Origin of the sequence: Actinophytocola sp. (assembly GCF_045807065.1) — a bacterium.
Classification (GTDB): Bacteria; Actinomycetota; Actinomycetes; order Mycobacteriales; family Pseudonocardiaceae; genus Actinophytocola.
On the sequence record NZ_JBJMIE010000804.1, the window covers coordinates 1 to 13,393 of the forward strand.

10 protein-coding genes are annotated in these 13,393 nt (G+C 70.1%); 6 read left to right on the forward strand and 4 right to left on the reverse strand.

The genetic code is table 11. From position 1 onward, the window contains the following. The 4 genes from ACJ73U_RS46515 to ACJ73U_RS46530 all read right to left on the reverse strand — a co-directional run. Positions 1–566: ABC transporter permease subunit (locus tag ACJ73U_RS46515; protein WP_407784217.1), on the reverse strand; the 566-nt coding region annotated here is incomplete at its 3' end. A 124-nt stretch (positions 567–690) separates the two neighbouring features. Further along, positions 691–1,707 carry an ABC transporter permease gene (locus tag ACJ73U_RS46520; protein WP_407784218.1) on the reverse strand — a complete coding sequence of 339 codons (1,017 nt, stop codon included), beginning with the start codon at positions 1,705–1,707 and terminating at the stop codon, positions 691–693. 58 nt (positions 1,708–1,765) lie between these two features. Beyond that, complete coding sequence (locus ACJ73U_RS46525) at positions 1,766–3,289, reverse strand: sugar ABC transporter ATP-binding protein (RefSeq protein WP_407784219.1); 1,524 nt, start codon at positions 3,287–3,289, stop codon at positions 1,766–1,768. Positions 3,290–3,292: 3 nt separating this feature from the next. Next, positions 3,293–4,249, reverse strand: a complete 957-nt coding sequence (locus ACJ73U_RS46530; RefSeq protein WP_407784220.1) for an ABC transporter substrate-binding protein — start codon at positions 4,247–4,249, stop codon at positions 3,293–3,295. Between the two features lie 236 nt (positions 4,250–4,485). On the opposite strand from ACJ73U_RS46530, the gene ACJ73U_RS46535 reads away from it, so the two are divergent. From ACJ73U_RS46535 to araA, 6 genes are all read left to right on the forward strand, one after another. Then, positions 4,486–6,996 carry an alpha-L-arabinofuranosidase C-terminal domain-containing protein gene (locus ACJ73U_RS46535; protein ID WP_407784221.1) on the forward strand — a complete coding sequence of 837 codons (2,511 nt, stop codon included), beginning with the start codon at positions 4,486–4,488 and terminating at the stop codon, positions 6,994–6,996. A 62-nt stretch (positions 6,997–7,058) separates the two neighbouring features. Next, positions 7,059–8,477, forward strand: coding sequence for a family 43 glycosylhydrolase (locus tag ACJ73U_RS46540; RefSeq protein ID WP_407784222.1), 1,419 nt, complete (start codon positions 7,059–7,061; stop codon positions 8,475–8,477). Positions 8,478–8,592: 115 nt separating this feature from the next. Further along, on the forward strand, positions 8,593–9,579 hold the full coding sequence (locus ACJ73U_RS46545; RefSeq protein ID WP_407784226.1) for a LacI family DNA-binding transcriptional regulator: 987 nt from the start codon (positions 8,593–8,595) through the stop codon (positions 9,577–9,579). A gap of 266 nt (positions 9,580–9,845) precedes the next feature. Beyond that, a complete protein-coding gene (gene araB, locus ACJ73U_RS46550) occupies positions 9,846–11,519 on the forward strand; it encodes a ribulokinase (protein WP_407784223.1) in 1,674 nt (557 codons plus the stop codon). Further along, positions 11,516–12,169, forward strand: coding sequence for an L-ribulose-5-phosphate 4-epimerase (locus ACJ73U_RS46555; protein ID WP_407784224.1), 654 nt, complete (start codon positions 11,516–11,518; stop codon positions 12,167–12,169). The genes araB and ACJ73U_RS46555 overlap by 4 nt, the downstream gene beginning before the upstream one ends. A 9-nt stretch (positions 12,170–12,178) precedes the next feature. Continuing rightward, positions 12,179–13,393: L-arabinose isomerase (araA, locus tag ACJ73U_RS46560; protein WP_407784225.1), on the forward strand; the 1,215-nt coding region annotated here is incomplete at its 3' end.

Below are 13,393 nucleotides of genomic sequence, written 5' to 3' on the forward strand. Positions count from 1 at the left end.
AAGCGGGTCAGGTGCAGCACGTACGCCGCGACCGCGACGACGATGAGAGCGATCACAACGCTGTAGGTGATCGTCACGTTGCCCAGCTCGATGGTCGCGGTCGCGATGTCGCGGAACGTGTGGTTCTTGATGGACACCGACTCCACGCTGATCACGAAGCACAGGCCGCGGGCGAGGAACATCCCGGCGAGCGTGGCGATGAAGGGCTGCACACCGAACCTGTGGATCATGAGCCCCATGCCGAGGCCCAGGGCGGCCCCGGTCGCCAGCACGGCGATCATCACCAGCCACACCGGCCACCCCGCCCGCAGCGTGGCCGCGGCGATCATCGTGGACAGCGCCACCACCGAGCCGACGGACAGGTCGATGCCGCCGGTGAGGATCACGAACGTCATGCCGACCGCGACGACGATGAGGAACGAGTTGTCGATGAACAGGTTCGCGAAGATCTGCGGCGTGCCGAAGCCCTCGTAGCGGACGGCTCCGGCCCCGAAGGTCAGCACGAACACGACGAAGGTCGCGATGACGGGGAGGAAGCGGGAGGGAATCCTGGCGAGAGTGCTCACCGCGCACCTGCCTTCCCCGCTCGCACCGGAGTGCTCGTCCGGCCTGCCGCGTTGGCGGGTGGCGGCGCGGGGAGTGGCCGCGGGCCGCCCGGCAGGCAGCAGGGCGGGATCATGGTGAGCGTGCTCATCGGGCGCCTGCCTCCTGTGGTTCCTGGGGTACCGCCGCGACCGGGGGAGAGGTCGGTCCGACCGGTCGGCGCAGCCTGCCCGTCAACCTCGGGGACTGGAGCAGGCACACCACGATCACCACGGCCGCCTTGAAGACCAGCGTCGTCTCCGGCGGCACGCCGATCGTGTAGACGGTCGTGGTCAGGGTCTGGATCACCAGGGCGCCGATCAGGGTGCCGGTCAGCGAGTACCGGCCGCCCGCCAGCGACGTGCCGCCGATGACGACCGCCAGGATCGCGTCCATCTCGCTCCACAGGCCCGCGTTGTTGGCGTCCGCCGCGTCGACGTTCGACGCGATCATCAGGCCGGCCACGCCCGCGCACAGGGCGCTGAACACGTACACGGTCCAGATGATCGTGCGGGAGCGCACGCCCGCCAGCCGGCTCGCCTCGGGGTTCACGCCCACCGACTCGATGAGCATGCCCAGGGCCGTCCTGCGGGTCACCAGCGCCACCGCGGCGAGCACGACGAGACTGATGAGGATCGCGATCGGCAGCACCAGGAACCCGCCGCTGACCGCGTTGAAGGTGTCGTTGTTCACGGTGATGATCTGGCCCTCGGTGATGAGCATCGCCAACCCGCGGCCCGCCGTCATCAGCACCAGCGTCGCGATGATCGGCTGGATGCCCAGCACCGACACCAGGAAGCCGTTCCACAGGCCGAGCACCAGGCACAGCGCCAGCGCGAGGAACATGGCCACGACGGCGTTCCCGCCGTCGGCGATGTACGCGCACGCGACCGCCCCCGCGATGGCCACCACCGCGCCGACCGACAGGTCGATGCCGCGAGTCGCGATCACCAGGGTCATCCCCAGCGCGATGAGCAGCGTCGGCGCGCCGTTGCGCAGGATGTCCACCAGGCTGCCGAACAGGTGACCGTCCTGCAGCCGCAGGGAGAAGAACGACGGCGTGAACGCGAGGTTCAGCAACAGCAGGGCCACCAGCGCCAGCAGTGGCCACAGTAGACGTTTCACGGGCGCTCCTCACAGGCTCCGAGCACCCGCGGTGCCGATGACTCGCTCGCACGCTCGCTCATGAGATGTGCACCTTCTCGGCCTCGCCCGCGATGAGGGCCAGCACGTCGTCGACCGTCGAGTCGCCGGCCAGCTCGCCGATCACCCGCCGGTCGCGGAGGACGACCACCCGGTCGGACACGCGCATGACCTCCTCCAGCTCCGCGGAGATGAACAGCACCGCCATGCCGCCGGCCGCGAGGTCGGTCACCACCTTCTGGATCTGCGCCTTGGCGCCGACGTCGATGCCGCGGGTCGGCTCGTCGAGGATCAGCAGGCGCGGCTCGGTGATCAGCCACCGCGCCAGCAGCACCTTCTGCTGGTTGCCGCCCGACAGCGTCGCGACGACCGCGTCGGGGTTGGCCGGCCGGATGTCGAGAGCGTTCACATACCGCTCGACCAGCTCGTCCGCGGTGCGGCGCGGCACCTGGCGGTACCAGCCGCGCGCGGCCTGCATCGCGAGGATGAGGTTGTCCCGCACCGTGAGGTCCGCGACGAGCCCCTCGGCCTTGCGGTCCTCGGAGGTGAACGCTATCCCCTTCGCGATCGCCGACCGCGGCGTGCGCAGCCGCACCGGCCTGCCGTCCAGCAGCACCCGGCCGGAGTCGGCGTGGTCGGCGCCGAAGAGCAGGCGGGCCAGCTCGGTGCGGCCGGAGCCGAGCAGGCCGGCCACCCCCACGACCTCGCCGGGGTACAGCTCCAGGTCGAACGGGGCGATCGCGCCCGTGCGGCCCAGGTGCTCCGCACGCAGCAACGCCGTCCCGGCCGACACCCGCCGCTCGCCGCGCTGCTCGACCTCGTCCAGCACGCTCAGGTCCCGGCCGATCATCGCCCGGACCAGCTCGAGGCGGCTCACCGCGGTGGTCGCGTGCTCGCCGACCACGGAACCGTTGCGCAGCACGGTCAACCGGTCGGCGATCTCGTAGACCTGGTCGAGGAAGTGCGTCACGAACAGGATCGCGACGCCGTCGTCCCGCAGCACCCGCATGATGCGGAACAGCTCCGCGACCTCACCGGCGTCCAGGCTGGACGTCGGCTCGTCGAGGATCAGCACCCGCGCGTCGACCGCGACCGCCCGGGCGATGGCGACCAGCTGCTGCACGGCGATCGGGTGGCTGCCGAGCGCCGAGCCGGGGTCGATGTGCAGGCCGATGCGGGACAGCAGCTCCGCGGCACGGGCCCGCATCGCGCGGCCGTCGATCGAGCCGAACCGGCGCGGCTCGCGGCCCAGGAGGATGTTCTCCGCGACGGAGAGGTTCGCGCACAGGTTGACTTCCTGGTACACGGTGGCGATCCCGGCGTCCTGCGCCTGCGCGGGACTGTGGAACGACACCGGAACGCCGGCGAGACGGATCTCGCCGGCGTCGGGGGTGTGCACCCCGGTGAGGGCCTTGATGAGCGTCGACTTGCCGGCGCCGTTCTCGCCGAGCAACGCGTGCACCTCACCGGGGAACAACCGGAAGTCAACGTCGGCCAACGCCTTCACACCGGGGAACGTGACGGTGACGCCCTGGATGTCGACGAGGGGGGAAACGTCGGCCACGTTTCAGTACTTCCGGTCCGGCAGCGCGGTCTTGGCCTGCTCCTGCGTGAACGTGGTCTCCTTCGTGACCACCCGGTGCGGCACGTCCTCGCCGGCCACGACCTTCTTCGCCAGGTCCATCAGCTGTGGTCCGAGCAGCGGGTTGCACTCGACGATGTAGTTGATCTCGCCGTTGGACAGTGCCTGCATGCCGTCGTGCACCGCGTCGATGGTGATGACCTTGATGTCGACGCCGGGCTTCTTGCCCGCCGCCTTGATGGCCTCGAGCGCGCCGAGTCCCATGTCGTCGTTCTGCGCGAACACGACGTCGATGTCGGGCTGGGACTTGAGGAACGCCTCCATCACCTGCTTGCCGCCCGAACGGGTGAAGTCACCGGTCTGCGAGGCGACGACCTTGATCTCGGGGCTCGACTTGATGGTGTCCCCGAAGCCCTTCTTGCGGTCGATCGCCGGCGCGGCGCCCGTGGTGCCCTCCAGCTCGACGACGTTCGTCGGCCCGCTGTGGTTGTCCAGCAGCCACTTGCCGGCCTTCTTGCCCTCCTCGATGAAGTCCGAGCCGAGGAACGTCTTGTACAGCGTCTCGTCGTCGGAGTCGACGGCGCGGTCGGTGAGGATCACCGGGATTTTGGCGCGCTTGGCCTCCAGGAGGACGTTGTCCCAGCCGGTCTCCACGACCGGGCTGAACGCGATCACGTCCACCTTCTGCTGGATGTAGGACCGGATCGCCTTGATCTGGTTCTCCTGCTTCTGCTGCGCGTCGGAGAACTTGAGGTCGATCCCGGCCGACTTCGCCGACTCCTGGATCGACTTCGTGTTCGCGGTTCGCCAGCCGCTCTCCGCGCCGACCTGCGCGAAGCCCATCGTGATCTTGCCGTCGTCCGCGGCGCCACCCCCGCTGCCGCACGCTGTCAACGCCGTCAGCAGGACCGCGGCCAAGGCGGTCGTGATCGTCTTCCGCACTGCTTATCCTCCGTTGGACCGTGCGTGACCGGTGTCACTGGGCCACTAGAGTGAACGTTCACAGTGACGGCGTCAACCCCTCGTCATAACAACTTGTCCTCGGTTGACACCTGGGGAGACCGCGCTAATGTTAACGCTCACTTTGCGTGTCCACGCCGGCCTCGGGGCAAGCCCGGTGGGGGTACGCGGGGCCACCCACTCCTGAACCGGTTCACCCGCAGCCCGAGGGAGCACCCATGGCACGATCTCGCGGCGCCCGCCTTCCCGTCGCGATCCTCGTTGTGAGCGCTCTCGCCACCCCGGCGGGCGGCGCGGCAGCCGACCAGGCGCGCGCCGACCAGGACTACACGGTCACCGTTGATGTGAACGCTCACGGCGCCGACATCTCCGACACGATGTACGGCGTCTTCTTCGAGGACATCAACCGCGCCGCCGACGGTGGCCTGTACGCGGAGCTGGTGCAGAACCGCTCCTTCGAGTACGACACCGTCGACAACGCCTCCTACACCCCGCTCACCGGCTGGGCGCCCAAGGCGGGCGACCCGCGGGTGGTCGACGACGGCGGCCGGTTGAACGAGAGGAACCGGCGGTACCTGCGCCTGGGCCTGCCCGGCGGGATCATCAACGCCGGCTACAACTCCGGCATCGCCGTCGAGGCGGGCAGGAAGTACGACTTCTCGGTGTGGGCCCGCACGGACCAGGCGGCCACGCCCCTGACCGTCTCGCTCACGGATCCCGCCGGCGCCCCGCTCGCCGCCCCGCTGCGGCTGTCCGTCCGCGGCACGACCTGGACCCGCTACACGGGCACGCTCACCGCCCGGACGGCGAGCATCACCGGCCGGCTCCTCGTCGAGGGCGGGGGAGTGGGCACGCTCGCACTGGACATGGTGTCGCTGTTCCCGCACGACACCTACAAGGGCCGGCCGAACGGCATGCGCCGCGACCTCGCCGAGAAGATCGCCGCACTGCACCCGAAGTTCGTCCGCTTCCCCGGCGGCTGCCTGGTCAACACCGGCAGCATGTACGGCTACGAGGCGCCGAACTGGGAACGCGCGCGGTCCTACCAGTGGAAGGACACGATCGGTCCGGTCGAGCAGCGCGCCACCAACGCCAACTTCTGGGGCTACAACCAGTCCTACGGCCTCGGCTACTACGAGTACCTCCAGTTCGCCGAGGACATCGGCGCCACGCCGCTGCCGGTGGTGCCCGCGCTCGTCACCGGCTGCGGCCAGAACCAGGTCACGGACGACCCGGCCCTGCTCCAGCGCCACATCCAGGACACGCTCGACCTGATCGAGTTCGCCAACGGCCCGGCCGACTCGACCTGGGGCCGCAGGCGTGCGGAGATGGGTCACCCGAAGCCGTTCGGGCTCACCCACATCGAGGTCGGCAACGAGGAGAACCTGCCGGACGCGTTCTTCGCGAACTTCCTGCGGTTCCGGGACGCGATCAAGGCCAGGTACCCGGAGGTGACCGTGCTCAGCAACGCCGGCCCGGACGACGCCGGGGCCACGTTCAACCGCCTCTGGCAGCTCAACCGCGACGCGGGCGTCGACATGGTCGACGAGCACTACTACAACAGCCCGACCTGGTTCCTGCAGAACAACGGGCGCTACGACTCCTACGACCGCGACGGCCCCAAGGTGTTCCTCGGCGAGTACGCCTCGCAGGACAACAAGTTCTCCAACGCGCTGGCCGAGGCCGCGTACCTCACGGGCCTGGAGCGCAACGCGGACGTCGTCCGGCTCGCGTCCTACGCGCCGCTGCTGTCCAACGAGGACTACGTGCAGTGGCGGCCGGACATGATCTGGTTCAACAACCGCGCCTCCTGGGGCTCGGCGGACTACGAGGTGCAGCGGCTGTTCATGAACAACGTCGGCGACCACGTGGTGCCGAGCACCGCGACCGGCACGCCCACCCAGGAGGAACAGCCGATCACGGGCGCGGTCGGGCTGTCCACCTGGGACACCGCGGCGGCCTACGACGACGTGCGGGTGTCCACACCGGACGGCACCCCGCTGTTCGCCGACGACTTCTCCGGCACCGACGCCAACTGGACGAACATCGCCGGCCGCGGCACGTGGGCGGTCACCGACGGTGCCTACGTGCAGTCCGACACGGCCGCCGAGAACACCATGGTCATGGCCGGCGACCCCGCGTGGCAGAACTACGACCTGAACGTCCACGCCACCAAGCTCTCCGGCCGCGAGGGCTTCCTCGTCGGCTTCGGGGTCAGGGACTCCGGCAACTACTACTGGTGGAACCTCGGCGGCTGGAACATCCCCCACTCGGCGGTGGAGAAGGCGGAGGGCGGCGGCAAGTCCACGCTCATCGCCGACGGCACCACCGTGCAGACCGGCCGCCGGTACGACCTGCGGATCCAGGTCCGCGGCCGGACCGTCACCCTGTTCCTCGACGGCCGGCGGTGGGGGGAGTTCACCGACAGCCAGCAGGTGGAGCCGTTCCGTCAGGTCGTCACACGGGACAACCGAACCGGCGAGCTCATCGTCAAGGTGGTGAACGCGCAGGCGACCGCGGCGCGCACCGAGATCCGGCTGAACGGCGCGGACGTCGAGCGCTCTGCCCGGGTCACCACCCTGCAGGGCGACCCCGACGACGTGAACACGCAGTACACCACGCCGATCACGCCGCGGGAGTCCCGCCTCGACGTCGCGAGCACGTTCACCTATACGTTCCAGCCGTACTCGGTGACGTTCATCCGGACAAGGACCAGGAGCAGCTCGTGAGCCTCGACCGCAGGACCTTGTTCCGTGCCGGCGGTGCCGTGGCCGCGGCGAGCGTGATACCCATGACCACAGGAAGCACCGCACCCGCGACGACCAGGGGCAAACACGCGGCGGACGGGCCGGGCAAGGCCGTCGCCATCACCACCCGCAACCCCCTCGTCGAGCAACGCGCGGACCCGTTCATCACCAGAGCCGACAACGGCATGTACTACATGACCGGCTCGGTGCCGGAGTACGACCGCGTCGTGATCCGCGGCGCCACGACCCTCGACGGCCTCGCCACGGCCCGTGAGCGCACCATCTGGCGCCGCCCGGCGTCCGGCTCCATGGGCGGCTACATCTGGGCGCCCGAGCTGCACCGCATCGGCGACCGCTGGTACGTGTACTTCGCCGCGGGCGACTCGGACGACCCGTTCCGCATCCGCACCTACGTGCTGGAGTCGATCAAGGACGACCCGAGGAGCACCGGCTGGCTGCCGCCGAAGCGCATGGTCACCGGGTGGGACTCGTTCACACTCGACGCGACCACCTTCTCCCACCGCGGCCGGCGGTACTTCCTCTGGGCGCAGAGCGAGCCCGGCATCCCCACCAACAGCAACCTCTACATCGCGGAGATGGTCTCGCCGCTCGAGCTCGTCACGCCGGTCGTGCGGATCGCCGTGCCGACGCTGAGCTGGGAGACCCAGGGGTTCCGCGTCAACGAGGGCCCGGCGGTGCTGGTCCGCAACGGCCGCGTGTTCGTCACGTTCTCGGCGAGCGCCACTGACGCCCGCTACTGCATGGGCCTGCTCCACGCGGACGAGAACGCCAACCTCCTCGACGCCCGGTCGTGGACCAAGGCGCCCGACCCGGTCTTCACCACGAGCGCCGAGACCCGCCAGTTCGGTCCGGGGCACAACTGTTTCACCGTCGCCGAGGACGGCACGACCGACGTGCTCGTCTACCACGCCCGCGACTACCGGGACATCAACGGCGACCCGCTGTTCGACCCGAACCGGCACACACGCGTGCAGAAGCTGTACTGGAACGAGGACGGGACGCCCGCGTTCGGGGTGCCGGTCGGCAAGGGCGACCCGGTCGTGCGGCTGTCCCCGCTCGACGCGCCCGACCTCGTCGTCCGCCACGCCGAGTTCCGGCTGCGGGTCGAGGGCAACGTCCGCGAGGTCGCCGACTCGTGGTTCCGGTTCACGCCGGGGCACCTCGGCGCGGGGACGGTGTCGGTGCAGTCGGTCAACTACCCGGACCGCTACGTGTGCGCGGGCGACGGGGTGCTGCGCATCGAGCAGTTCGTGGAGGCCGACGAGTACGGCACCATCGCGAGCTTCGTCCGCGTGCCGGGTCTCGCGGATCGCTCGGCCGTGTCACTGCGGTGCCTGAACGACTCCGGAGCGTATATCGCCCACGACAACGGACGGCTCGTCATCGCCCGTCCAGGTAGGGGGCGCACCGAACGCGAGCGTTCGACCTTCCGAATCGGTTGACGGTGGGACACTGGGTATATACACAGGTCCAGGACGTCCGGGGCCGAGGCGAGTCGAAGGCAGGTTCACAGTGGACAACCCGGTAGTGGGTAGCAAGGTCGCGCGGGACCCCGCGATGACGGACGTGGCCCGCCTGGCCGGGGTGTCCCATCAGACGGTCTCGCGGGTGCTGAACGGGCATCCGAACGTGCGGGAGCAGACGCGGTTACGGGTGCGGGCGGCGATCGAGCAGCTGGGCTACCGGCCGAACAACGCGGCGCGCGCGCTCGTCACCGGCAGGTCGCAGCTGATCGGGGTCATCGCGCAGAACTCGTCGCTGTTCGGACCGTCTTCGCTGCTCGGCGCGTTCGAGACGGCGGCGGCGGAGGCCGGCTTCTCGGTGAGCCTGCGCCGGGTGAAGGTCCTCGACCGGGGCTCCATCGCCGCGGCCGTCGAGCACCACCGCGACGCGCGCGTGGCCGGCATCGTGGCGATCGCGCCGACCGCGTCGGCCAACGAGGCACTCGCCGACGTGCCCGCGGGCGTGCCGCTGGTGACCGTCGACGGCGACCCGGAGCGCGAGAGCCCGCTGGTGACCGTGGACCAGTACCAGGGTGCGTTCGACGCGACCGAGCACCTGCTCGCCGCGGGGCACCACACGGTGTGGCACGTGTCCGGGCCGGCGGACTGGTTCGACAGTGCCGGCCGGGTGCAGGGCTGGCGGGCCGCGCTCGCGGAGGCCGAGGTCGAGGAGCCGCCGCTCGTGGCGGCCGACTGGAGCGCGGAGGCGGGCTACAAGGCAGGCCAGATGCTGGCCCGGATGCCGGAGTGCAGCGCCATCTTCGCCGCGAACGACCACCTGGCGCTGGGCATCCTGCGGGCCATGCACGAACGGGGCCGCAGCGTGCCCTACGACGTCAGCGTCGTCGGCTTCGACGACGTGCCCGAGGCGGCGTACTTCATCCCCCCGCTGACGACGGTGCGCCCCGACTTCAACGCGGTGGCCCGCGAGACACTCGGCCTGTTGCTGGCCCAGGTGACCGAGAGCGAGGTGGGGCAGCTCCACCGCACGATCGCACCGGAACTGGTGGTGCGCTCCAGCGTCTCGCCGCCGGAGGACTGATCCGCGGCCCACGGCGAAGACTTTTTCGTGCCGACGCCTTCTGGACGTCGATCGTGCTGTGGGGTGCCCTTTCGGCCATGTCCGGATCAACCGGCTACGGGCGAATCATTCCGGAGTTCGTGACAGCGGCGCGCTCGCCGGGGCGCCGCGCGTCCCAATGCGGTGGTACGAACGGGCAACCGTCCATTGTGCACGCTCACTAACGATCTCCGTAACAAAGCGGACGGCCTCTTGACGGGCCTGATGTTAGCGATAACACTCCTCGCATGGCCAACGATCGCGATGACGCGCTGGTGGTGGGCGTCGACTTCGGCACCCTTTCCGGACGTGCCGTGGTCGTGCGGGTGAGGGACGGCGCCGAGCTCGGTACCGCCGTGCACGAGTTCCGCCACGGGGTCGTCGACCGGACCCTGCCCGGGAGCGGCAGGCCGCTGCCGCCGGACTGGGCGCTGCAGGTGCCCAAGGACTACCTCGACGTGCTGCGCACCGCCGTGCCCGAGGCGATCAAGGACGCCGGTGTGAACGCGAACGACGTGATCGGCATCGGCACCGACTTCACCGCCTGCACGATGGTCCCGGTGACCGCCGACGGCACGCCGCTGTGCGAGCTGCCGGAGTTCGCGGACAACCCGCACGCCTACGTCAAGCTCTGGAAGCACCACGCCGCACAGCCGCAGGCCGACCGGATCAACAAGCTGGGCGCCGCCCGCGGCGAGAGTTGGCTGCCCCGCTACGGTGGTCTCATCTCCTCGGAGTGGGAGTTCGCCAAGGGGCTCCAGCTGCTGGAGGAGGCCCCCGAGGTCTACGCCGCGATGGCCCACTGGGTCGAGGCCGCGGACTGGATCATCTGGCAGCTCACCGGCAACTACGTCCGCAACGCCTGCACCGCCGGCTACAAGGGCATCTACCAGGACGGCGCCTACCCGTCCGAGGACTTCCTCCGCGAGCTGCACCCCGACTTCGCCGGGTTCGTGCGCGACAAGCTCGACCACCCCATCGGCCAGCTCGGCGACCGGGCCGGCGACCTGAGCAAGCTCGCCGCGTACTGGACCGGTCTGCCCGCCGGAATAGCCGTGGCCGTGGGGAATGTCGACGCCCACGTCACCGCGCCGGCCGCGCGGGCGGTCGAGCCGGGCCGGCTCGTCGCGATCATGGGCACGTCCACCTGCCACGTCATGAGCGGCGCGGACCTGCACGAGGTGCCGGGCATGTGCGGGGTGGTGCGGGGCGGGATCATCCCGGGCCTCTGGGGTTACGAGGCCGGGCAGAGCGGCGTCGGGGACATCTTCGCGTGGTTCGTCGAGAACCAGGTGCCGCCGGAGTACCACGAAGCCGCACGCGCGCAGGGGAAGTCGCTGCACCAGCACCTCTCCGACCTCGCGGCCAAGCAGCGGGTGGGCGAGCACGGGCTGCTGGCCCTCGACTGGCACAGTGGCAACCGCTCGGTGCTCGTCGACCACGAGCTGTCGGGGCTCGTGCTCGGCCAGACCCTCGCCACGAGGCCCGAGGACATCTACCGCGCGCTGTTCGAGGCCACGGCCTTCGGCACCCGCATGATCGTGGCGGCGTTCACCGAGGCGGGCGTGCCGGTGACCGAGCTGGTCGTCGCGGGTGGGCTCGTGCGCAACGAGCTGCTCATGCAGATCTACGCCGACGTCACGAACCTGCCGCTGTCCACCATCGGCTCCGCGCAGGGGCCGGCGCTCGGCTCGGCCATGCACGCCGCCGTCGCCGCGGGTGCCTACCCCGACATCCGCGCGGCGGCCGACGCGATGGGCTCGGTCGACAGCGGTGTGTACCAACCGATTCCCGAGAACGCGGCGACCTACGACCAGCTCTTCGCGGAGTACGCCACGCTGCACGACTACTTCGGGCGCGGGGCCAACGACGTCATGCACACGCTGAAGGCGCTGCGGCGCGCGGCGGTGGCGGCTCGATGAGCACGCTCACAGCGCTGCGGGAGACCGTCGCGGGGCTGCACCGCGAGCTGACCCGCTACAACCTCGTCAGCTGGACCGCCGGCAACATCTCCGCGCGGGTGCCGGGCGAGGACCTGATGGTGATCAAGCCGTCCGGGGTCTCCTACGACGACCTCAGCGCGGACACCATGGTCGTCACCGACCTGCACGGCAACCTCGTCGAGGGCGACCTCTCGCCGTCCTCGGACACCGACGCGCACGCCTACGTCTACCGGCACATGCCCGAGGTCGGCGGGGTCGCGCACACGCACTCGTCGTACGCGACGGCGTGGGCGGCCCGCGGCGAGCCCATCCCGTGCGTGCTCACCATGATCGCCGACGAGTTCGGCGGCGCCATCCCGGTCGGGCCGTTCGCCCTGATCGGTGACGACTCGATCGGCCGCGGCATCGTGGAGACGTTGCGGGAGAGCAGGTCCCCGGCGGTGCTGATGCGCCAGCACGGGCCGTTCACCGTCGGGAAGGACGCGCGGGCGGCGGTCAAGGCGGCCGTGCTGCTCGAGGAGGTCGCCCGCACCGTCCACTTCGCACACCAGCTCGGCACGCCGGACGCCATCGGCCAGGACGACGTCGACCGGCTCTACGCCCGGTACCAGAACGTGTACGGGCAATAAGGAGAGTTCATGTCCTCTGCCGCCAAGCCACAGGTCTGGTTCCTGACCGGCAGCCAGCACCTCTACGGTCCGGAGACCCTGGACCAGGTGGCGAGCCAGTCGCAGCAGATCCAGCGCATGCTCACCTCCTCCGGCGCGATCAGCGCCGAGGTCGTGTGGCAGCCGGTGTTGACCGACTCCGCCGCGATCCGCGACGTGCTGGGAAAGGCCAACAGCGACCCGGCGTGCGTCGGCGTGATCGCGTGGATGCACACGTTCTCCCCGGCCAAGATGTGGATCACCGGGCTGGACATCCTGCGCAAACCCCTGCTGCACCTGCACACCCAGCTCAACGAGGCGTTGCCGTGGGAGTCCATCGACATGGACTTCATGAACCTCAACCAGGCCGCGCACGGCGACCGCGAGTTCGGCTACATCCAGAGCCGGCTGGGCGTGGCGCGCAAGACCGTGGCCGGGCACGCGAGCGATCCGGTGCTCACCAGCCGCATCGACGAATGGGCCCGCGCCGCGACGGGTTTCGCGCACCTGCGCACGCTGCGGCTCGCCCGCTTCGGCGACAACATGCGCGACGTGGCGGTGACCGAGGGCGACAAGGTCGAGGCCGAGTTGCGCTTCGGCGTCTCCGTCAACACCTACGGCGTGAACGACCTCGTGGCACTCGTGGACGCGGTCACCGACGACGAGGTCGACCTGCTGGTCGCCGACTACGCCGACGCCTACCACCTCGCGCCGGAGCTGGCGAAGGGCGGTGAGCGGCACGGGTCGCTGCGTTACGCCGCCCGTATCGAGGCCGGTCTGCGGACGTTCCTGACCGAAGGCTCCTTCGGCGCGTTCACCACGAACTTCCAGGACCTGGGCGGGTTGCGGCAGCTGCCGGGGCTCGCCGTGCAGCGGCTGATGGCCGACGGCTACGGGTTCGGCGGCGAGGGCGACTGGAAGACCTCCGCGCTGCTCGCCGCCGTGAAGGCCATGGGCACCGGCACGCCGGGCGGCACCTCGTTCATGGAGGACTACACCTACCACTTCGGACCCGGCACGCCGAAGATCCTCGGCGCGCACATGCTCGAGGTGTGCCCCACCATCGCGGGCGGCACACCGTCCTGCGAGATCCACCCGCTGGGCATCGGCGGGCGGGAGGACCCCGTCCGGCTGGTCTTCGACGCCCGGCCCGGGCCCGCGGTGGTGGTGGGCCTGGCGGACCTGGGCGACCGGTTCCGCCTGGTG

Bases quoted from the DNA above. Each gene is read 5' to 3' on its own strand.
- ACJ73U_RS46535 (WP_407784221.1), top strand. From the start codon at position 4,486: ATGGCACGATCTCGCGGCGCCCGCCTTCCCGTCGCGATCCTCGTTGTG.
- ACJ73U_RS46555 (WP_407784224.1), top strand. From the start codon at position 11,516: ATGAGCACGCTCACAGCGCTGCGGGAGACCGTCGCGGGGCTGCACCGC.
- araB (WP_407784223.1), top strand. From the start codon at position 9,846: ATGGCCAACGATCGCGATGACGCGCTGGTGGTGGGCGTCGACTTCGGC.
- ACJ73U_RS46540 (WP_407784222.1), top strand. From the start codon at position 7,059: ATGACCACAGGAAGCACCGCACCCGCGACGACCAGGGGCAAACACGCG.
- ACJ73U_RS46545 (WP_407784226.1), top strand. From the start codon at position 8,593: ATGACGGACGTGGCCCGCCTGGCCGGGGTGTCCCATCAGACGGTCTCG.